The sequence below is a fragment of the Lysinibacillus sp. EB106-09-02-XG168 genome (assembly GCF_058791475.1).
Genome location: NZ_JBYTDN010000002.1, coordinates 124,394 through 146,492, shown reverse-complemented (window position 1 = coordinate 146,492; position 22,099 = coordinate 124,394). Strand labels below are relative to the sequence as shown.

The 22,099-nt window shown below is 33.9% G+C and carries 13 protein-coding genes; 2 read left to right on the top strand and 11 right to left on the bottom strand.

All coding sequences use genetic code 11. From position 1 onward, the window contains the following. Positions 1 to 357: 357 nt before the first annotated feature. The 4 genes from AC3WSO_RS00685 to AC3WSO_RS00670 form a co-directional block, all read right to left on the bottom strand. Positions 358 to 1,587 (bottom strand): aminopeptidase, encoded by a 1,230-nt coding sequence (locus AC3WSO_RS00685; protein WP_492527892.1) that lies wholly within the window; start codon positions 1,585 to 1,587, stop codon positions 358 to 360. Between the two features lie 1,125 nt (positions 1,588 to 2,712). Next, positions 2,713 to 2,991 (bottom strand): hypothetical protein, encoded by a 279-nt coding sequence (locus tag AC3WSO_RS00680; RefSeq protein ID WP_492527890.1) that lies wholly within the window; start codon positions 2,989 to 2,991, stop codon positions 2,713 to 2,715. A 486-nt stretch (positions 2,992 to 3,477) separates the two neighbouring features. Beyond that, positions 3,478 to 4,323 (bottom strand): cell division site-positioning protein MapZ family protein, encoded by an 846-nt coding sequence (locus tag AC3WSO_RS00675; protein WP_492527888.1) that lies wholly within the window; start codon positions 4,321 to 4,323, stop codon positions 3,478 to 3,480. A gap of 42 nt (positions 4,324 to 4,365) precedes the next feature. Beyond that, positions 4,366 to 5,343, bottom strand: a complete 978-nt coding sequence (locus tag AC3WSO_RS00670) for a hypothetical protein (RefSeq protein WP_492527886.1) — start codon at positions 5,341 to 5,343, stop codon at positions 4,366 to 4,368. A gap of 690 nt (positions 5,344 to 6,033) precedes the next feature. On the opposite strand from AC3WSO_RS00670, the gene AC3WSO_RS00665 reads away from it, so the two are divergent. Then, the gene (locus AC3WSO_RS00665; RefSeq protein ID WP_492527884.1) at positions 6,034 to 6,390 is read left to right on the top strand and encodes a hypothetical protein; all 357 of its coding nucleotides are present in this window, start codon (positions 6,034 to 6,036) and stop codon (positions 6,388 to 6,390) included. 307 nt (positions 6,391 to 6,697) lie between these two features. Here the strand turns inward: AC3WSO_RS00665 and AC3WSO_RS00660 are convergent, their stop codons facing one another. The 5 genes from AC3WSO_RS00660 to AC3WSO_RS00640 form a co-directional block, all read right to left on the bottom strand. After that, entirely contained in the window at positions 6,698 to 7,633 is a 936-nt protein-coding gene (locus tag AC3WSO_RS00660) for an EamA family transporter (RefSeq protein ID WP_492527882.1), read from the bottom strand. A 413-nt stretch (positions 7,634 to 8,046) separates the two neighbouring features. Further along, positions 8,047 to 8,445 (bottom strand): nuclear transport factor 2 family protein, encoded by a 399-nt coding sequence (locus AC3WSO_RS00655; protein ID WP_492527880.1) that lies wholly within the window; start codon positions 8,443 to 8,445, stop codon positions 8,047 to 8,049. Positions 8,446 to 8,618: 173 nt separating this feature from the next. Further along, on the bottom strand, positions 8,619 to 9,239 hold the full coding sequence (locus AC3WSO_RS00650; protein WP_492527878.1) for a DsbA family protein: 621 nt from the start codon (positions 9,237 to 9,239) through the stop codon (positions 8,619 to 8,621). Positions 9,240 to 10,098: 859 nt separating this feature from the next. Then, on the bottom strand, positions 10,099 to 10,869 hold the full coding sequence (locus AC3WSO_RS00645) for a Cthe_2314 family HEPN domain-containing protein (RefSeq protein ID WP_492527876.1): 771 nt from the start codon (positions 10,867 to 10,869) through the stop codon (positions 10,099 to 10,101). A 15-nt stretch (positions 10,870 to 10,884) separates the two neighbouring features. After that, positions 10,885 to 11,340, bottom strand: coding sequence for a hypothetical protein (locus AC3WSO_RS00640; protein ID WP_492527874.1), 456 nt, complete (start codon positions 11,338 to 11,340; stop codon positions 10,885 to 10,887). A gap of 460 nt (positions 11,341 to 11,800) precedes the next feature. Here AC3WSO_RS00640 and AC3WSO_RS00635 point away from each other — a divergent pair, with 460 nt between their 5' ends. Continuing rightward, positions 11,801 to 12,619, top strand: a complete 819-nt coding sequence (locus AC3WSO_RS00635) for a hypothetical protein (protein WP_492527872.1) — start codon at positions 11,801 to 11,803, stop codon at positions 12,617 to 12,619. 162 nt (positions 12,620 to 12,781) lie between these two features. Here AC3WSO_RS00635 and AC3WSO_RS00630 read toward each other — a convergent pair whose 3' ends face one another. Then, positions 12,782 to 13,039 carry a hypothetical protein gene (locus tag AC3WSO_RS00630; protein WP_492527870.1) on the bottom strand — a complete coding sequence of 86 codons (258 nt, stop codon included), beginning with the start codon at positions 13,037 to 13,039 and terminating at the stop codon, positions 12,782 to 12,784. Between the two features lie 526 nt (positions 13,040 to 13,565). Further along, positions 13,566 to 21,170: a non-ribosomal peptide synthetase gene (locus tag AC3WSO_RS00625; RefSeq protein WP_492527868.1), complete on the bottom strand. Its 7,605-nt coding sequence runs from the start codon at positions 21,168 to 21,170 to the stop codon at positions 13,566 to 13,568. Between the last annotated feature and the right edge of the window lie 929 nt (positions 21,171 to 22,099).

The following is a 22,099-nucleotide window of genomic DNA, read 5'->3' as shown; positions in this document are numbered from 1 at the left end:
CCTATCAAAAACGGGTGAAATAGTTTGGGAAGATTAGTATTAATATTTAAAGGAAAAGTATTTTACCCAATAACAGTTATTTCATAAAAAAGACAGTAGTAACAAGGATTTGTACCTTGTTCTACTGCCTTTTTATAGAAAACTTTGTGTGGTTTTGCATGGATCTACTACAATCCTAAAAACTGTTTCAGATATTGCTTCCTCATTTAGCAAAAAACTCATCAAATATCTCAATTGACCGATCATCCCCAAGGTAATTTTCAGTTTGAGTAAAAGCAGATGAAACACTAAATACCATCGTGAGTATTGATGTACTTATTAAGCTTAGGTATCGTTTCATCTCTTCCCATCAAAAGCTTAAAATGCCCAGCTACCTTTACGGAAAATTGGCTCTACAGTTCCATCTGGTAAGATACCGTCGATGTCCATCTCACCGTTGCCAATCATAAAGTCCTCATGTGTTACTGAATTATTTGCACCTAACTCTTCAAGCTGATCGTTTTCTAAATCTCTTCCACCTTCTAAGCAAGTTGGGTATGCTTTACCTATTGCTAAATGGTTCGATGCATTTTCATCAAACAATGTTTTAAAATATAAAATCCCCGATGCTGAAATTGGTGATTCATGCGGTACAAGTGCTACTTCACCTAAATAGCAAGAGCCTTCATCCACATTAATAAGCTCCTGTAATAAATCTTGTCCTACCTGTGCTTCAGCTTTAACAATTTTTCCTTCTTCAAATGTCAGTTTAAAGTTGTCGATAATATTCCCTTGATAAACCAAAGGTTTTGTATTGCTTACATAGCCATTTACACCTTGTTTCATCGGTAATGTATAAACCTCTTCTGTCGGCATATTAGCAATAAAGATCGTATCATCTGGTGTTTTACCACCTACAGTAATCCATTTATGCTGTGGCGCTAATGCAATTGTTAAATCAGTACCTGGAGCTGTATAGTGAAGCTTCGCATATTTTTTATTGTTCAGAAGGAACGCACGAGATTCTAAATTTGTTACATGTTCACGCCAGTTTTCAACAGCATTGCCTTCACCGATATGAACTGTTTTAAATATAGCATCCCATAATGCCGGTACTTGTTCCTCAGCTGCTAAGCTCGGGAACACCTTCGATGCCCACTTTGGTGAAGGAACGGCTACAATAGACCAAGCGAATAAACCTTTCATGACGGCGTTGCGATAGTTTCTTAGAGCAGCTCCCGAAACCTTTTGATGGGTAGCTAGACGATCTGCTGAAATACCTGTTAATTTATCAGGGTCTGCAGCATCAATCCACAATAGTGCTCCTTTACGTTCGATTACCTCATCACGCATTTTGACTATCCATTCTGGGAAACGATTAAATTCTTCATCTGAGGCATGCTCAAAGTAAGCCAGATCCATTTCATCATCCGAAAAGTTAACATGAACACGTCCTGCCCCAGCCTTATAAGCCTCTTTCACAACTAAACGGGCGAAGTCTAATGCATCCACTGATGTATTAACTAATAAGTATTGCCCAGGTTGAATATTGACACCGACTTTTACCGCAAGTTCTGCATATGCTTGTAATTTTTCTTCAAAAGTCATATTTATTTTCCTCGCTTCTGTCCAATAGTTTTTGAATTGTCCTCCACTGCTTACCTCCATGCCATACTTTTTGCACAGGTTTTCCAGAGATTTTATACGTATTTTCATTACGATATGATAATAACGTTGTCGCTAAATCTTTTTATAAACTGGTAAAACTAAACTATGAAAATTATATTATTTGAATAGCGATAATAGAATACACTCAATTTAATTATTTTATTAAATATTTCTCATGCAACTCTTAGATCTCTTCTACAACCAAGAATGCGTAGTTCTCTTTCAGTGTATACTCGGCGAAATTTATAAGTCCGTCCATTTAGTTTAGAAGCATTTTTCCCTCTTGTCCTTTTCATCGAGAACGCGGTTGCTATTTCATCCTAAGTGTAATAATTATAACCATAGCTATCTTTACTATAGAATCTTCTTCCTTTTGCATCACAATGCCAGCTTAAAAACGGTAGAAGAAAAATACGAGAAGTTTTTTCGTAACTTCTCATATAGCATGGGGCTTGGATTTGATACTGACAAAACAAAACTTATGGAATAGGAGACTTAATGAAATACAAGAACAGTATGACAGAAAGGTCACTAAATGATGAAAAGGTAAGCCTTACCCTAGATAAGTTAGAAGAATAATACTTAAATAGAATAAAGAAGATGCGATAAAACAATAACATGTGACTTTATCATATATATAACAACACCTCGATAGACCATATGCCAACGGCATGTTTCTCTCGCCCCCCGCTGTCTTACTTACCCCCGTTTAGCTTGGCTGTTTTCGCCCCCCTTACCCTGCGGTCTGTTCGGGTCGTATCCTCCCGTACACAATAGCATTAACAAGCGACGTAAATCTATCGCTTCTTTTTATTGTGTGGGTGGGGGTTCGGCCTGCTTGCGTGAGCGATAGCGATTCGCTACCCTTCGGGTGATAAATTAGAGGGTTCGTGAAATTGATACCGCAGGGTAAGGAGGTTACGAGGGCGAGATGTTTATTTCGAGCGTTCAAAATGTGAGCGCCAGGGATGGATATGGTTCGGAAGAATAGAGTGTCGGTGTATATTGCTAGCATGTGGTCTATCGAGGTGTATGTAATTAACCTTTTATTACTTTGTGTGTATATTATATGTATAAAATACGGAAGATCTCTTGAGAGTTGATTGCATTTACTGCGTTTGTATACAGCAGTATTTCACATTTTTCACTTCTTACCCTCTTTATTTCTGGTTGATAATTAATAAAGTAACGTAGTGCCAGTTGAACCCTTGCAGCAAATATATTCGCATCTTCTTTACGATTCATTTGCTCCAATAGATGCTCTTCCCGAGCTACTTTTATCAGTATTGGGCCATCGGCCTTTATTAAGATCCCCCCCTTTGATTGTTTGATTTTACTTAACATGGCTTTATCTCCTTACAACAAAAAAACATGTCTCGATGTAAGGGCATAACTCTCCCTTTATCGTTACATGTTTTAAAAAATCAAGCTCCTGTACCGTATTCTTGAAGGTAACTATGTCTTAGTTTTGATTATATCATCATTCATTTTTCAGATATATGTCTATCAAAAGAACAATCTGAACGATTAATTAACACAGGTTTAACTAAATATATTAACGTTACCTTGGATACTATATCCTTATTGATTAACATAATGATTATCTATTCATCAAAATTTAGTTAACCATCCTTCATAATTATAGATTCCTCACTCCAGAATTCAAATCGAAACCTCTTTTTTATCCCCAAATATTGCACTACCATTTGGAAGTGCATATATATCTCTTTGTCTGATATAGGAATTAATTCTACGTCAATTAATCCCGAAAAATCTTTTAGACTAGAGCGTGATTAGCTGTACTTTTTTCATTTTAGGATACGAAATTACTCAACCGTGGTACCTACCTGTTTTTACGTTAACAACAACAACATATGCTTCTTCGCCATCGCGCATAGTGTATACACTGTAATAACCTTCATTTTCTGTAACGCCCTCTTTTTTGTATATAATGTTGTCGCGCGAATCCACATATTCCGCATCAACCATTGCTTGTTCGAATTTATCTTTTACGCCTGGAGCCCATTCAAACGGAGCTGATGCTTTGGCGGCAGCGACCTTTTTTTCGGCTTCTTTTTTTGCTTGTGCAATTTCAGCTTCTTTTTTTGCTTGTGCAATTTTGGCATTCTTTATGGCTTCGTCGTTAGAAGTTCTTAAATTAGAAGCTTCATCTTTGATGGAAGCAAACTGAGTTAAATCAGCTTTTGAAAGTTCATCAAGTTTCTCGTTAGATTTTTGATAGTTACCGGATTGAGATAAATTCTTTGCATCTGCTAACAGAGCATTGTAGTTTTTTTCATTTTCCCGGAATGCGAATAGTGTTTCTTTTTTATCTTTCGATTTGGAAGCAATTACTTTCGATCCTTCTTTAATATTTATTGATTCATCAAGTAATTTAACAGCTTCACCTATATTGTTTTGTTCCACTAAATTATCAGCCTTTAAAATCAATTGTACTTGATTTAAATAAGCCTTCGCTGAAACATCACTTTCCTTAGTTTCTAATGCTACCTCGAATAGTCCTTCTGCTTTGCTGAATTGATTTTCTGCGATTGCATCCATCCCTTTTTGGATGGACTCTTGATATAATTCGTCTGTTTTTGAACTGCATCCTCCAAGGATTAATAGTAAAACGATAAAAGCCATAGTTACCGCTTTGAAATTATGTAGCTTCATCCTGTAAATCTCCTCATATCGTACTTTTTAAATAATGGAATTCTAATTAATTACAGTTACATTTATCACCTTATAGTTTTCCCAATTCTCGTCGGGTATTATTGTTATATCTGTAGTGCCAGGTGCTATTGCTATAAACCCATTTGTATTATTAAATGTATCAATTATGCCGTCACTACTAAACATCGTCCGTTCGAGTATCTTGTTATGATCATCCCTTGTAAGGACTAATCTTTGTCCGACTTTAAGTATTACGGATCGAGTAAGAAGTTCCAATTCTCTATTCTCCAAAATGGTATAATGGATAACTACATCGTCCGCTGAAAGTGTATTTGGCTGGATGTCTTTCTTAGCCTCTTTTTCCGCTGCAACAACCTTCGCTTGAGCATCCCTTTGTGCTTGTGCAACCTTTCGTGTTTGTGCATCCTTTTGGGCTTGTGCATTCTTTTGGGCTTGTGCAATTTCGGCATTTCTAATAATCGTATTGTTTGACTCTTTTAATTTTGTAGCTTCATCCTTGATTGAAGCGAATTGAGATAAATCAGCTTTCAATAATTCTTCTAGCTTTCCGTTGGCTTTTTGATAGTCGCCAGATTGGGTTAAATTCTTGGCATCTGTTAGTAACGTATTGTAGTGAGTTTGACTTTCCTGATGTGTGAGCAATGCTTCTTTTTTGTCTCGTGCTTTTGATCCAATTACCTTAGAGCCTTCTTCGACTTCTATCGACTGCTCAAGCGATTTTAAAGCTTCGTCTATTTTATTCTCTTTCACTAAATCATCTGATTTTAATATCAATTGCGCTTGATTTAATAAGGCTTTTGCCTTTGGATCCTTTTCTTTCGCCTCTGTTGCCATCTCAAAAAGTCCTTCAGCTTTGCTAAAGTTATCTTCAGCGATGGCGTCCAACCCTTTTTGAATGGAGTCTTGATATACTTCGTTACTCTTCGAACTGCATCCTCCTATAAGGAGTAAGACCCCTATTAACAGGGCTGTTTTCAAATTCAAACTATACTTTTTCATTAACTACCTCTCCTCTATATGAAAATTTCACTATAAATTTGGATTATTTTGCAGGGTAATAATTGTAATTCCTCAAATAAATAAGTTGATTTTTGTGGGAAGAAGAACTATTCAAACCTTTCTCTGTGACGTGGGAAAAACAAGGAAACGTATACGGGGGAAAATAAAGTGAAGGAACAGAAGAAAACAGTCTTAATTAAAGGCTGTTTTCTTATAGATTGTTGCTCAGTTGAAAATGCCGATTATGATTAAATACAATGCAGTTTCAGGAGGCGGTCAAAATGTGGAGATATATGTATGAAGAAGTAAGGAAATTAAAGAAAGTAGACTGACAAGCTATTTAGGTCTCTATTTTAAAGAAGTGATTAAAATCGAAGTAGAACAAATATAAAAGAAGTAACGGCATAAAATGTCATAAGAATACCGATTAGCATCAACGTCTTACCATTGAATGATTAATTTCTAATTTTTAGCTACTGTTTTATTACTCATTTCCTATTTTGATTCTTAGTTAGTAATTTGGAACAAAGGTCGGTATTTGTTCCTTCTGTTACATTCCTCTAAAAATTACATATTCACTTTTAGAACACTCACCGCCACACTTATTTGTCAAATTTTAATAAAAACTATTTAAACTTATCTGAAAAACTGTTATTATCAGAAAAGATTTTTTAAAAATGGAGGATTTAAATGAAAGTCGATTTTGAAGAGCAATTACGTGATATTTTTTCTGCTTTAGATAATATAGAAGGAGTTAAATCGATAGAATCCATAATTGATATTTTAAAAGATAGAGTAATTTTCCCTGAAATAACAACTTTAATACTTAATTCGAAATTTGAACTAGTTTATTTGTTTAATGAACAAAAAGTGGTGTTCAAGACAATAAAAGACGTTAAGATAGATTCAAAATATATTGAAGACATTAATTTAATTAATCAACATATTATTTTAATTGAAAAAACCCTTAATGAGTTAATAAATACAGATACAATTATCAACTATTCTCTAGAGCTTCTTTCTTTAAAGTATAAAGAGAGCATTTAGAATAGTCAGAATTATAAAACAACTTAATATTAGAATGCAAACAAGCCAATTTTCCAAATGCGAAGATCTGCTTGTTTATATTTTTAGAAATTCATCATCTAATTCAAGATATTGTTTCTGATACTAAAATTGTTGTATTAGAATGCTTAATGTGTTTTCCTAAGGACCAATCTTAGAACGTATTAAAAAGGCTCTTGAGCGGTCTTGAGGATCACCGAAATAATTTTTTATAATCTTTATAAATATTAAACTAAATAAGCAGCTATATTTTTTATCGCATTGCTCGATTGGTATGGAAAAAGGGTCTTCAAATCGAAGATCCCTTAGCTACTTCTTTGCTTGATTTTTTGTATTTTGTTTTGACGTTTCTTAACAATCTATCTTTATCTAGTATTGTTGGTAAACTTATACCGATAATGATGGTTACGATACCTGCTATTTGCAAAGTTGTAACCGTTTCGCTTAATAAGATAACTGATACCATCACCGCGATTGGCAATTCAACAGCACTTAATATTGATGACATACCTAATCCAACTTTAGGAACTGCAACAGTGAATAAGAAAACCGGTATAATCATGCCAAATAACCCTAATGCCAATCCATAAATCCAAAGTCCTTCGTTAAACAAAGTACCATTCCAAATAATTTCTGGGGACTGAAAAGCCGCCGTAATCATGAAAGCAAAGAAAGAAACCAATACTAAACGGTTAGAGGTTGTCATACTTGCAGTTGCCTTTCCGTTCACGTATAAAAATAAAGAATAACAAAGAGCAGCAGCTAACCCCCATAACCACCCCTGAAAAGGTATTTGAGATAAATCAACATCAATTATACCTGCAGCTGGTATGGTTCCAGCTACCAATATGATTAAAGATATAGATTCAATTCTGCTTGGAAATTTCCGTTTTGTGATACAAGAAATCAACATACCGATCCATGTAAATTGAAACAGTAGTACAACTGCCAAAGAGGCAGGCAAAAAGTTCAAAGAATGACCATATAAAATATTAGTTAACCCTGTTAAAATACCTGCAAATATAAGGATTTTAACGCCGTTAAAGCTTAATTTTGATCTGTTTGTAACTAAGAATATACATACTGCTATACAAAAGCCGATAAAAAACTGACTTGTAACTGCCTCAGAGACAGAAAAACCACTACGCATTGCCAGTTTTATGATAGTTGAAACGACACCAAAACTACTAGCTGCAATAACTACTAATAGGGGATAAAGATACATCTTGATTATTCACTTCCCTCTTAAAACTTTTATTTAAATTGAATTTTGATTATGATTTTGAGATTTTGAAAAAAATCATAATCTCCAATATAAATCACCGATTAATATTTTACAATCTTTTTTCGGTAATAATGGATTACAAAACAAATCCTTTCAGTGGAAGAAAGTAAATTTTCGGGAATGGTGAAAAAGCCAAAACCAGATGTATCAATGGTTTGGCTTTTGTCCACGATATTTCATTAATAAACAATCCTGTTGATCTCTAAAAAACAAAAAGGTACTCCCATTTCGCAGGTGCAGGACGAATTTTCCAGCCTTCCTTGTTTACTACCAATCAATTTGGAAAAATAAAAATTATAGTAAATCTTAGCTTGATAGTCATGTGACTCTACCCCTAGTTAAGTTACAAACAATTAGTTTGACCTTAATGCATTATTGACAGTTGCGCTGTCCACGATTTGAATAAACTTTTTAACCTTATCATTTTCATCAAATTCATATAGATGGCAAAAGTCTGCTATAAATGATTTTCCTGTTGCTTTATACGTCCCACTATATTTTCCGTAGACGATAACAGTGTGATTATTAAACGCATAGATTTCATCTTTAGCAGAATAGCCATCCCATTCGGTTCCAAGGCGTTCATGTACGTTTTTCACTACTTCATTTGGACCTACATAAGTACCCGCATAAGGAAATCCAGCAGCTTCTGTCCAAGATACATTATCGCTTAAATACGTTTTGAAGGCATCCAATTTTCCTTCACCTGTTAATACATATGTTTCATGTAATAATTTTTGATATTTATCCATAACATTACCCCCAAGGTCTTTCGTTACAACTTTAGCACTTAAATCTAATACACCTTAGTGCTTTTTGGCTACGCCAAACCGAAATTCATCTCCCACCTACCGTTGGGCTATCGCTCTGCACAAGCTTGAGGAAGGAGAATTCTTTCGGGAAAATCGTTAAAATTGAACCATCTTTAATACAAATCTTTTAAACGCGCTTCAATTTTATCCGATGTCATTACTCCGCCGCCAATAGGAATTAATTGATTATCCTTGTGTAGAAGTAAAGAAGGATAACTATTTACACCAAGTTGTTGAACCTTATTGAAATCATTTTGAACATCTATTATAGTTTCTTGAGATTTTAGTCGCTCTAGTACTTGTTCAGGATCCAAATGATGATCAATAGCTATCTTACGATATGTTTCAGGATCGCTCAGACTTTTACCATCATAATAAAACGCTTTTTGCATAGCTGAAGTAAACTCTAACAAACGGTTCGGTGCTAATGAACGTAAAGCTGAAAAGCCAATTGCAGCGTCTTTTGAATTCATAGTAAAAGTACCTTCTGACAACAAAGCCTGATATGAAGGCCCAAATTCTGCACCAGTAAGTTGATTAATTCTTTTATTACCTTCTGATATATATGAGAATTTTTTTATTGGTAGATTATTCATAAATAATCCTCCGGATAAAACAGTTAACGGCATTTCAGAGTGATTTTTGTAAAAACCTCTTAAACTTTCTGAAAATCCATAGCACCATCCACAATATGCATCCCATACATATATTAGGGTGTCTTGTTTTGTCTTCATTAAAAACGCCTACCTTTATTTTTTTTTTACTAACCAATCTCGCTGTTACTTATAAATATTGCATCTTCTTTAATCTATATTGCTTTTTCAGTCACCTTATTATCCGCTTCAACCTCTATAGCTTCAAAAGAAGAAACTCCAAAAAATTTCATCTTTACTTAATATTTCGATGCCCTATTTCTAGTTCTGCAGCTGGACATTCAGAGTGAAAAACAACCGTGTTTGAATAAATATACAGTATTTTTACCTGTAATAATAACTGTTACAGCCTGATGTAACCATTATAGTTACAACTATAATGAAAGTCAATTCTTATTGACGGAAAAATCAACCTCCCTCTATAAATGTTGATAATTCAACGGTTTAACGCGTTTTCTAAAAAATATTTCACTACATTTTTACATATACTCCTTTCCACTTCTTCAATATATAGCAATCTAGTAAGGACGCTTCGTTAAAATTAATTTGATAAAACAGTATCTTTATAACTAGATTTTCTTTTTAAAAGGCTATAGATATATAGCAACTGTCACTGGCTCGCTTATACTGCTTTTTGTCATCATACTTTAACCTCCCTATACTTACCTATAACTGCCACAAAATCGCTAGTAAAAACTCAATTTTTTGATAGATGTAATAAGAGCTGTGTTTTCCTCATACTCAACTCTTCCACCGACTTGTACTGTGCGTGGTTTTGTTACGATACGAAATGGTACTGATTTAACTGGCGCCATAACTTTTCTACACTCTCCTTATAGTGCCATACAGCTTGTAAAATCAAACGAAAAACACCGAATAAACGTATCCAATACGCCTATTCGGTGCTTCAGAAATTTATGTAAAACTTTTTTAAGCAAAATTATTTATCCTCAAAAACTAAGTGTATCAAACTATTGATATGCTCTATCAATTTAGGGTAGACATTTACACAATCTTCAATAGTTTTATGATAAAGATCAACAACACCTGCAGGAGCGTTATGAGGAACAATTAACTCACTCATTACAAATGATATATCTTTTGTTGTCCCATCTTGGCGTTGAATCTGACCAGGAGAAGAAGTTATTTTTCGCCTTGTATAAACAGGATTTAATCTATGGACATTCTTATTTCTATGTTTCTTTACAACAACTAAATCATTTTTTATCTGATTCATAAGTTTAAATATAGCATCTTCTACTGTATTTAGTTCCTTTACTTTTAAAATTTTAAGGCAACTCTCAAAAGAAACATCTTCTTCTCTTAATTGAATTTTCACTTTCAAATTTACTATATGGCCTATCTTGTCATAAATCGTGAAAAAATGGTTTAAAGCACTATGTACAAAGAAATTAGTTTTCTTATCATAATAAGTTTGATTATCAGGATGGTATGGATTATCATAAAAATTATTTATGAATATATCACTATATATAGAACCATATACTAAAGATACTTGCATTTCTTCAATACTATCAATAATTGAGAAAAAATATGATTTTATTGCATATTCATTACTCAGATCTCCATGACCTAATTCGTAGTAAAACTTTTCACTTATTTCCTCTACGTCTTCAATTGTATTTGATTGGAATGGCATAGATTTATATTTTTCGTCAACTACGTTTTCTGGGATATCAATATAAAACATCGCCTAACCTCCTTACTATATTAAATTTTGATCATACCAATTTTTATATAAAGTAAAACGATACTTTGCTGTTTCCCCTATAATTAGGAATGTTAGAATTAGAACAAACATTAATATCTGCATGACTATATTGTTAGAGCTATAAATTATTATAGATATTATAATTGTCACTGGAGCTAAAAAGATCGAGTTTAGTAAGCATTCCTTGGCTGTTAATTCTTGATATGTTACTTCTTCCTTTAAAATTGCTGCCTTGACTTGGTTAAAACGAATAAGACGTAGCATAGCACGATTTGTTAGTTTATGAAGACAAATTATCCCCAAAACAAAAACTATATAATAGGCTGTTATATTATTTGATTGTTTTAGAAAATAAGTTGCTACAGCACTGCTTACAAATAACATTAAGATTGAAAATGATTTTATATATATTTTTAATAACACCTTGTTTTTTGATGGTAATGCGTCCAATGTCATCCTCCTCTCTTTGCCGCAAAAAAACTTTATAGATAGTTTTTATCACCTATTATACCACTGCATAAGTGACAAAAGTACGAATGATCTTTTTATAAAATACTTTCTTTTATATCTCAACATTTTATTTCAAATACCGTTATTCCTCAATATCTTGTATATTTTCTTATCCTTCACCAGGAAAACTAGTGTAAAATATATGGCGTAGATAAAAGAGTCCTACTCACAGGAAACGCTGTAACTTTTATTTTCTTAGAAACCGAATTATATAACTACTTACAATTTAGTGAGAAGGGCAATAAAGTTGCTTTACTATTTTACTGCTAGTGACAAAGACGCACAAATACACTTAGAAGATACTATTAAAAATACATAACCTATCAAAAAGCTCCATCATCTACTAGACAATGAAACTCTAGAGGTACTTAAAAAAAATAATTCATTTGATGATGTCTATATGTGGGGATCCACTCCAGGAAAAAGCAATATTGCTAGATGGAATAATCTAAAGCCAAATGATTTTATACTTGGATACTCCCGAGGTAAGTTCTATTACATAGGTCAAGTATTTGGTAAGACTCATAACCGTCAATTAGGAACTGAAGTATGGGGTGAAAGAAAAGATGGCGAGACGTGGGAATATGTATACTTCATTAAGAATCTAAAAGAAATAGAAATTGATAAAGTGGACTTCTCCAAATTTTTTGGCTATAAGGAGAACTTTACCCCACAAGGATTTAGTAATATAAATGCTGATACGTTAAATAAAATTTTAGTCGAGTTTGGAACTGTAGAAAATGCAATTGAGTTTCTCTCTAATAACAAGCTTAAAAGGACTAAGGAACAATTTAAAAGCGAGATTTCTAACAAGGGTGAAAGAGAACTAGAAAATTCTATTGTCGAAATGACTGATGAACAATTTTCCTCTTATATTAATAGTTTAGATGACTCTGCATCTCTCGAAGTTAAAGAAGGCATAAAAAAAGTAAGGAAGTACAATAAAAAAATCATTGATGAATTGAAGAACAAGTACGATAATAAGTGCCAAATTTGTGGTGAAGGCAGTAGGGAACATTATGGAGTATCAGTTGTCGAGGGACACCATATCGAAGAGTTCTCGTTAACTCAAAACAACTCACCTCAAAACATCATGATTGTTTGTCCGACCCATCATAGAATAATTCACAAGGCTAAAGGATTTTTCAACAATAAGACAAAAGAAGTAGCTTACTCAAATGGGTTCATTGAAAAATTAATGTTTAATAAACATTTGTAGCATTATGAAGTCCTCCGCTACTTTAAATTAGATTTCTTAAATTATTAAGTTTTAATTGTATCAATCTGTAAGGTCGTTTCCAATGGTCGTAAAAAAGAGCCTATAATTAGGCTCTTTCGTCGTTTTTAGAGTTTTTTTATAAGTACTAAGCTTTTAAAACGCCTATTCGCTTGTTCCGGACGGTTTTAGAGACATTGGTTTAACAAATGGTACAATTGGAATCTGTACACATAAATCAATTGAGTTTGGCAGCTTATATGAACATATCAATAATTGTCTATCCCCTAGCTGAATGGCCTGAATTCTACGTCCCTTTTTCAATTCTTTCACCATCATGTAGTAGTATTTGACCTCTAAGCTGTATGTGAAGCAGTAATGTAAGATATTATCATGTTCTTCATGATATTGGTCGTGGCTCATACTATTTCACTCCTTTAGATATTCGAAATTAGCGTGAATCAATCGAAATTCTTAATTACAATATAAACGCTCATTCAGATTTTTATACTTCTATTAATCAATTATTTTCGTTCTCGGTGAAAGTGATATTCATCGACTACTATCTTCATTCTGTTAGTTGCTACACGAAATATCAACACTTCTATTGATTCCACCCCTTCTAGGGATATCAAATTGAAGAGTTCTCGTTAACTAAAAACAATTCTCCCCCAAACATCATGATTGTTTGTCCGAGCCACCATAGAGTAATTCACAAGGCTAAAGGATCTTTCAATAGAAAACAAAAGAAGTGACTACTCGAATGGATTCATCGAAAAATTTCTATTAAATAAACAATTGTAGCAGAGTGAAATACACTGCTACTTTACTAAAAAAAAGAGCAAACTTTCGTTTGCTCTTTAAAATGCTTCTTCAGATTAAGGCTTCTCTTTTTCCACGGCGAATAATCATTCAGTTTATCATGTGTATACCACATTTTAATTCTCATTTAAACCGTAGTATATTCTCTGCTAGCGGGGAAAAAACCTAATCGAGATCCGTAATCTATCAAATTAGATACAAACTTTTCATTAGGTAATTCGCATACCACACCAACTTCTTGTAAAAAACGTTGAGTATCTTGACATGTTGGGATTGATAAAGAATTTTCAGCTGTTTCTTCTAGTAAAGGCACTATTAATTCCAAAGCATATTTTTGTTTATCAGACAATGAATCGTCTTTAAATAAGTTCATAAACTGTTCAGTATTTACAATTTTAATAGGATGACCGCTCTGTTTCAAATATTCAACAAACGGTTCCCATTCCAGTTGAACAGGATTACAAATGTGGAAAGTTTCCCCTTCTGTTTCCTTTGTACATACCAATTGTACAATAGCTTTACTACCAAAATCGATAGGTACTAGATCAATATACGTATGAATGTTCGGTGCAATTTGTAGTAATAAGATAGCTTTTATCAAACGATAAAAAGCATTACCTTCTATATTCTCTTGGAACCTCCCATCAAGTGTTTGCCCTACTAGGTTTCCTACACGATACACTGTTGCTGGGACGCCTTCTTTTATTGCTTCTCTCACTAATTTTTCTGCTAAAAATTTACTTTCCACATATACATTTTCTAACTGCTGTCCTCTGTCAAAGTCTTGTTCAGAGAACAAAAATTCTTTAGCATCATGAGGGGTATGTCCAGAAATGCTAATTGTTGAAATATAATGAAAACGTGCACGTGCTTCTTTACTCATGTCTAATAAGTATTTAGTAGATTCCACATTGACTTGGATAAAATGTTCTCTGTCTCCATAATGACGCACATCTCCTCCACAATGTATGATCGTATCTATTTCTTGAATCAATTGTTTTTTTATATTTGGTGTAAGGCCTAGATGTTCTTTGCTCAAATCTCCTTCAATAATATGAACGCGATGCTTCATTTTTTCTAATATAGCCTCGCCAAAGTAAAACTGCATTTTTTCTCGTACTTTGTTTTCCATTGAAGTTTGTTTTTGATTCCGAACTAGGCAATAAATCACTGTTTCAGGCAGTAATAATAACTGCTCTAAGATATGGGAACCAAGAAACCCTGTTCCGCCTGTTAATAGTATACAACGAGGTTTCTGTTGTGAAGCATGTATTAATGTATCCCATTTCGTATTGTTTTCTTGCTTATCTATATGAATATTATTTTCTTTTTTATACTCTCCCACCGTTGCTACTATACTGTTTTCTTGTTGAAGCGCTGTATCTATTTTTTGCGCCAGCTTTTCTATTGTACGATAGTGAAAGAAATCCTGTATACGCAAGTTAGGGAAGTATGGTTTTAGTTTCACCAATGTAGGCATAATTTTTAATGAGTGCCCCCCAAGAGCAAAAAAATCATCTTTTATGTTTAAGTCCTTTATGTTTAATACTTCTGCCCAAACTTTAGCTAGTACCTTTTGTGTTTCTGTAACAGGTGGTTGATGATTTTTATTTTTCCGGTACTGTATTTGATTCTGTCCTAGTAGTTTTTGAACATCTATTTTGCCATTTTGTGTGACAGGAATCTCGTGTACACAAACATATCCTTTTGGTACCATATATTCCGGTAAAGTAGCGGAAACATGCTTATAGGTTTCTTCAATACTTATTTCTGTTTGGTTATGAACAGTGAAATATGCGTGTAATTCTTTTCCTTCTGCATCAGGTAGAACCACCGCTTGTTGAATGCGAGGCTCTTGCACAAGTACATCTTCAATTTCTCCTAGTTCAATACGATATCCTCTTATTTTCACTTGTCTATCACGTCTACCCATATATTCTACACTTCCATTTGATTCTAGGCGTACTAGATCTCCTGTCCGATATAAAATAGAATGATTTTCTTTAGAAAACGGGTTAGATAAAAATGATTGTTTGGTTTTATCTGGCTGATTTACATACCCGATTGCTGTTGCTACACTCTCAATGTACAGTTCTCCTATTACACCTATTGGACACAGCTGCATGTTTTCGTTTAAGATATAGACTTTTGTATTAGCAATAGGCTTCCCAATAGGAATCTGGGTAACTGTACTATCCACTTTTGTAGAAACAGAGTGATACAACGAACTAACTGTTGTTTCCGTAGGTCCATATTCATTGACAATCTGTACAGTATCACTCATTTCAGATTGCCATATTCGAATAGCCTCTGCAGATGCAGCTTCTCCTCCCATAATTAGCACACGTAAACTTTTTAATGGAATGAGCTGTTTTGAAGAAACTCCATTTGCTAATTGTTTAAAAAAGGCTGTTGCCACGTCTGAAATCGTAATGTTATAAGTAGAAACTGCATCGAAATATGCCTGTGAAGAGTAACGTTGTTCCTCATTTAACAAATGAAGTCTCGCTCCAGTTAATAAAGCTGAAAAAATTTCCGAAACAGACGAATCAAAACTGTGAGAGTAAAATTGAGATAACACATCTTGCTCCGTTATATTGAATGTTTTTGAACGCCATTCCACTAAATTGAGTACGCCAGCATGTCGGAGTAATGTACCTTTCGGATTTCCCGTCGATCCAGATGTGTAAATCATATAGGCTGTGTCTTCCGCTGTATTTTTGTTTAAGATGTCTTGAATCGCAGACGATGCTAACATATCTTCTATTACAGCAATGTGTTCATAATGAGATAGCGATTCTTTTTTTAGAGAGTTTTTCGTTAGAATCAATTTTGCATTAGCGTCTTTAATAATATACGATACACGTTCTGTCGGATACTTAATATCAATAGGCACATAGGTACCGCCAGCTTTGAGAACCCCCAACATACATACAATACTTTCTAAACTTCGGTCTAAGAAAATGGCAACTACATCATTGAGCTGAATTCCTTTTTCAATCAAATAATGAGCAATTTGATTAGAATAATGATTCACCTCTTCATAAGTATATAACCTATCTTCCGTAGAAATTGCGATCGCATCGGGTCTTTTATACACTTGCTGATAAAAACGTTCCTGTATTGATGAATGTTGTGGTATCGCCATATACGTATCATTCAATTTTTGATACATAGTTTTATCTGTATCACTCAATATATTTAATTGACAAAGAGATGTAGTAAAATCTGTTTGTATCATCTGGATAGTTTGCAATAGTTGTTCTGCAAAACGTGAAATCGTTGTTCTTTCAAACAAATCAGTATTATATTCTAAATCCATAATTAGACCATCATCTTCCTCCACAAATGTAAGAGATAAGTCAAATTTACTAATTGCTTGTTCTACAGGTTGTATATCCAATCGATGCAAGTTATGTTGTTGAGCTGAGTTCTGTTGATAACTAAACATAGTTTGGAAAATTGGATTATCATGTGCTCTTCGTTCAGGATTTACTGCTTCAATTACCTTATCAAATGGATAGTTTTGATGTTGGAAAGCCAAAAGACATTTCTCTTTTACGACTTCACACAATTCTTTCATTGTAGATGCATCTGTTGTATTTACTCGAATTGCAACTGTGTTGACAAAGAAACCTTGTACATCTTCAAATGCTGTATGTTGTCTCCCTGTCACAGGTGTTCCTACAATGAGGTCATTCTGCCCACATATCTGCTGTAAAAATTGCGTGTAAGCAGTGAATAGCAGTATGAATAGTGAAACTTCCTCTTGTTGTGCAAGTTTTTTTAATCCTGCCAAATTTATCTGGTCTATTCTCTTAGAAAGCACCGCACCATGATTTGAAGGAGTACTAGGACGCATTCGATCGTATGGTAGTGATAATTGAGGTAGAACGTTTTGGAACTCTTGCCTCCAATATTGTTTTTCTATTTCCCACGTTCCTAACGAAAGATGTTCATATTGCCATGCGACATAATCAACATATCTAACAGTAGGTTTGGTAGCATGCACAATTTTATTTAGTAATATTTCATCATATACCTCCAATAGCTCCTTTAAAAAACGTTGTAAACTCCATTCATCCATAATAATATGATGGAAATTCAAATATAACCAAGAGCAATCTTCACTCTCTGTGAATAGTATCGTTCGGAATAACGGACCCTGTTCTAAATTAAACTCTTTAGAATCAATCTCCCGTATACATTTCAACCTATATGCTGCTTGTTTACTCTTTTTAATTTTGGTAATATCCACGTGTGTAGCTATCGCGTCTATTTCTTCTCGTATGTGTTGCACAGGCTCCCCTTGCTTTTCCATGAAAACCGTTCGAAAAATTTCATGTCGTTTTACAACTTCATATAAAGCTTTGTTCAACATTTCGATTTGTATACCGGGCTGTATTTGTACCTGGATAGGGATATCATATGTTCTATCTTCCGGATACCTTTTGTATAAAAACCAAAGTCTTTTTTGTGCATGGGATAACGGGTAATACGTTTGTTCAGGAATTTGTGGAATTACGTCTTCAATATCTATAGGATTTAATCGGTCTATATAATCAGCACATGTATGAATCGTTCGATATACATATAAGTCTTTTAAACTTATCTGTACACGGAGTCTGGCATGAATACGATTAATGACTTGGACTGTGAGTAAAGAATGTCCACCAATTGTGAAAAAATCATCTTCGATACTTATCTGTTCAGAATTCATCCGTAAAACTTCTGCCCAGATATTTTGTAATTGTATTTCAGTATCTGTATTGGGTGGGATATATCTATGAGTACGGTTTTCTAATACGGACTCTGCTTGCTTTTGTAATGAGTTATAATCTATCTTGCCGCTCGGTGTTAAAGGAAACTCCTCAACATCTTGCATGTAATTCGGTAGCATAAAATAAGGTAACTTTTCTGAAAGGTGTGTTTGAATATCATCAGCAGTCACAATAGCCTCTTTTTGCAATATGTAGAAAGCAATCAATTGCTGATCGCCTTTTTTATTCTGATAAACTATCACAGATGAATGTTGAATAGATGGATGTTGGAGCATTTGTTCTTCGATTTCTTCTAACTCGATACGATATCCACGAATCTTCACCTGCTTATCTATACGTCCTAAAAATTCAACTTGTCCATCTTGTGTAATACGACCTTGATCACCACTTTTATATAGTCTTGCCTTAGACGAAGTTGGTAAATTTACAGTTATAAATGATTCTTTTGTTTTATCAGGTTGATTGACATATTTCTGCGCAAGGCTATTCCCACCAATATAAATCTCTCCAGGTACGTACGGTGGACAAATTTGATGCTGTTCGTTCAAAATATAGATTTCTGTATGAGATAACTGTTTCCCAATTGGTATATTTATTTGTGTTTCATTTACCTTGTTGATAATCGGATATGTGGCGACACAAACTGTCGATTCTGTTGGACCATATGCATTTACAATCGGAATTTTCAAATCCACTTTTTCTTGCCATTTTCTTACTGTTTCCGGTAGCAATGTCTCTCCACCAACAAATATATAGTTTAGTGATTTTAATTTTTCTAATTCATACAGAGACGCTTGCGTTAAGGTATGGAAAAATACAGTAGGTAAAAGACAAAAATTTACTTGTTGCTTCTCAATAGCCTCCATAAAGTGGTTAAAAGATTTTCTTTCTATTTCCGATAAAATATAAAGCCTCCCACCAGTTAACAAACTACTATAGATTTCCCAGACGGATGCATCAAAGATAAGTGATGCAAATTGCAGATGTACGTGATTTTTCTGAAAATGATACGTATCTTTTAAGGATTGTATAAAGTGAATTACTCCCTTATGAGGAATTAATACACCTTTAGGATTTCCAGTAGAACCAGATGTATAAATGATATAGGCGGCATCTTCCGTTGCATGTGTACGTTTCGCTTGCTCAATAATGGACTGTTTAGACATGTCTTCATATAAAATAACTTTTTGATCTAGTTGAATATGTTGTAGACTGATCTTATGACTTGTAATAATATGAGTTGACTCACTATCCTGTAATATAAAACGAACCCGGTCTACAGGAAAATCTGGCTCCACAGGTACATAGGTACCTCCTGCCTTTAATACTCCAATCATTGAAACAACGGCTTCTATACTACGATTCATGATGATACTTACACGGTTTTGTTTTTGAAATCCTTGGCGCAATAAAGTTTGTGCCACTTGGTTCGACAAAACCCGTAACTCTTGATAAGTGATATTTTGTTGACCCATCGTTATAGCAATTCGATCTGGGTGTATATCCGCTTGTTCATCAATGAGTTGATCTAATGTCATAGGCGGCACATTTTTCACAGCCAATGTGTTTTGATAAACATCAATATCCTGTGGTAAAAGCAACTCTAGATTGGATATAGGTATGTCACTGTTTTCTATCAATGCCTGTAGTAAATGTTGAAATCTATCTATAAAGTTCTGTATGTCGTTTTCATCATATATACCCGCGTTATAATCAATTTCAATATTTAAAGCATCACTTTGGTTTTGAACTAATCGCCATACCATATTAAACACACTTACTCGATTTTGATGTGTAATGACTTTCGTTTCTAAGTCTTCCATTCTGAAATTCGGAAGTTTCACCATGTTGAATACTGTTGAATATAAAGACGGGTTATTTTCTTCTCGATTCTTAACTTGCTGAATCAAATGGTTCAATGGATAATCTCTATGTGCAATAGCCTCTTTTACTGAGTCATTCACTTTTTGAACTAACTCTGTAAAAGTCTCGGTCGGTGAAAATGCTATACGTAGTGGGACTGTATTCACAAAGTAGCCAAATACCTCTCGCGCTTCTTCGTCACTGCTTCTCGTGTTAATTGGCATTCCAACTACCAAGTCTGTCTGATTTGTCATTTGATGTAATAAAACAATATAGATGCTTAGCCATACTCGGTATGAGCTAACTTGCTTTTCCTTTGAAAATTGTTTTATAAGGTTAGATAAAGAAGGCTTTATTGCATATTGTAAAGCTCCTCCTTGATATGTTGGTACAGGTGACTTTGCGCAACTTGTTGGAAATTCACTCCACGGTAAGGTACCTTCTAATTTTGTACTCCAATATTTTTCTGAAGTAACATAATCCTCTGTTCCAATATAATTTTGATGTTTATGTAAAAGTTTTTCATACATATGTAGTCTATGATTGTTCTTTTCTATTTCAAAAGTTAGATCTAATGAATAAGCCTCTTCTAAATCTTGCAAGAATAATCCTAAACTCCATCCATCATAAATAATATGATGAAACATCATGTGAAGGAGATATTCATTTGGTTCCAACTGATACAGTTGAAACCGAAACAAGGCATCTGAGGTTAGATCAAATCTTGTGTGAAGATTTAATTTCAAAGATTTGTCCAACATCTGATCTCTTATGGCGCTAGGATAGGAAGACCAATCATAAAAATCCATGTTTACATGAAATTGTTCTTTCCTTATTTGCTTCAGACCGTCATTCGTAGAGACAATATTCATTTGTAACGCTACGTGTTTCTCTACAATATATTGCAAGGCCTTTTGTAATTTTTTATGATCTAAGTCTCCTTTTATATGTATAGAAACGGGTTCATTATAAATGCCCGCTTCTATGTCCATTTGACGTGCCAACCATAATACTTTCTGATTTTCTGTTACTTCGTATTGAGCCTCAGTTATCAACTGGACATTTTCTACTTTAACAAATCGGTTCATACTGACCCTCCTAATTAATGAGAAACATTATCAATAGAATACACAATAATAATATTTTAAAATGTATAGTTTTGCTTATATAAATGTGTATAGAAACTCTTGAATTTGAGAAGAGAGGAATATGTTTACTAAAGATTACTCACGCATTTCGCTACGCTTCAGTTGTGGATTTAGTCGTGGCATGACCCTTATAATATACAGGTGATCAAACAAAGAACTCACTCCAGTAGGACATGCACTTATGAGTATCATGGAAAGGATATTCATTTCACTTACAAGAGGGAGTTGAAAGATTTTGGACTGTTACTAAAAATTGAAGAGAAATAAAATATAAGAGGTATGGAGTTATATTGCTTTTTTTGTTCCGTTACTACACAACCCCCTAGTTCGAGTTTGTAAACGACGCAAAAACGGTTACAGTGTAGATTTTAAAAAATCCATTATGTACTTGCTGTGTTAATGAATAACCTTAAGCATCCTCTTTAGTAACTATGGCAACCACACAACATCAACTAGAACTGAGCTAATCTCGAATGTAAACTTTTCCAACATCAAATTTTATTACCTGTACAAAGTTTTATATTTATATATCGCAAAGCATGGCAATAGTATATGACAGGTAGAATTGATTGTCAAATTTTACCAAAACAAGTGGGGTAATCGCATCTTTTATAAAGCTAGGAGGGTTAAGGTCATAAATTCCAATTGCTTGACACAACATCTCGGTAGCAATCATTAGTTATAATAACATAAAAAACCGGTATATTTTTGGAATGAATATGACAAATTATCCCTATAAAACTTCTGCCTCCAATATTAGGTTGTAATTTTGCTTTTCAAATATTCTTTGAACTGTACATTCGATTATCAATTAATTTAAAAAGTGTTTCAGCAGGTCCTTCTCTCTACCTAATTTTTTATATTATGTT

Excerpts from the sequence above, each read along its gene's own strand:
- AC3WSO_RS00685 (WP_492527892.1), bottom strand. The coding sequence starts at position 1,587 with ATGACTTTTGAAGAAAAATTACAAGCATATGCAGAACTTGCGGTAAAA.
- AC3WSO_RS00680 (WP_492527890.1), bottom strand. The coding sequence starts at position 2,991 with ATGTTAAGTAAAATCAAACAATCAAAGGGGGGGATCTTAATAAAGGCC.
- AC3WSO_RS00675 (WP_492527888.1), bottom strand. The coding sequence starts at position 4,323 with ATGAAGCTACATAATTTCAAAGCGGTAACTATGGCTTTTATCGTTTTA.
- AC3WSO_RS00670 (WP_492527886.1), bottom strand. The coding sequence starts at position 5,343 with ATGAAAAAGTATAGTTTGAATTTGAAAACAGCCCTGTTAATAGGGGTC.
- AC3WSO_RS00665 (WP_492527884.1), top strand. The coding sequence starts at position 6,034 with ATGAAAGTCGATTTTGAAGAGCAATTACGTGATATTTTTTCTGCTTTA.
- AC3WSO_RS00660 (WP_492527882.1), bottom strand. The coding sequence starts at position 7,633 with ATGTATCTTTATCCCCTATTAGTAGTTATTGCAGCTAGTAGTTTTGGT.
- AC3WSO_RS00655 (WP_492527880.1), bottom strand. The coding sequence starts at position 8,445 with ATGGATAAATATCAAAAATTATTACATGAAACATATGTATTAACAGGT.
- AC3WSO_RS00650 (WP_492527878.1), bottom strand. The coding sequence starts at position 9,239 with ATGAAGACAAAACAAGACACCCTAATATATGTATGGGATGCATATTGT.
- AC3WSO_RS00645 (WP_492527876.1), bottom strand. The coding sequence starts at position 10,869 with ATGTTTTATATTGATATCCCAGAAAACGTAGTTGACGAAAAATATAAA.
- AC3WSO_RS00635 (WP_492527872.1), top strand. The coding sequence starts at position 11,801 with ATGTGGGGATCCACTCCAGGAAAAAGCAATATTGCTAGATGGAATAAT.
- AC3WSO_RS00630 (WP_492527870.1), bottom strand. The coding sequence starts at position 13,039 with ATGAGCCACGACCAATATCATGAAGAACATGATAATATCTTACATTAC.
- AC3WSO_RS00625 (WP_492527868.1), bottom strand. The coding sequence starts at position 21,170 with ATGAACCGATTTGTTAAAGTAGAAAATGTCCAGTTGATAACTGAGGCT.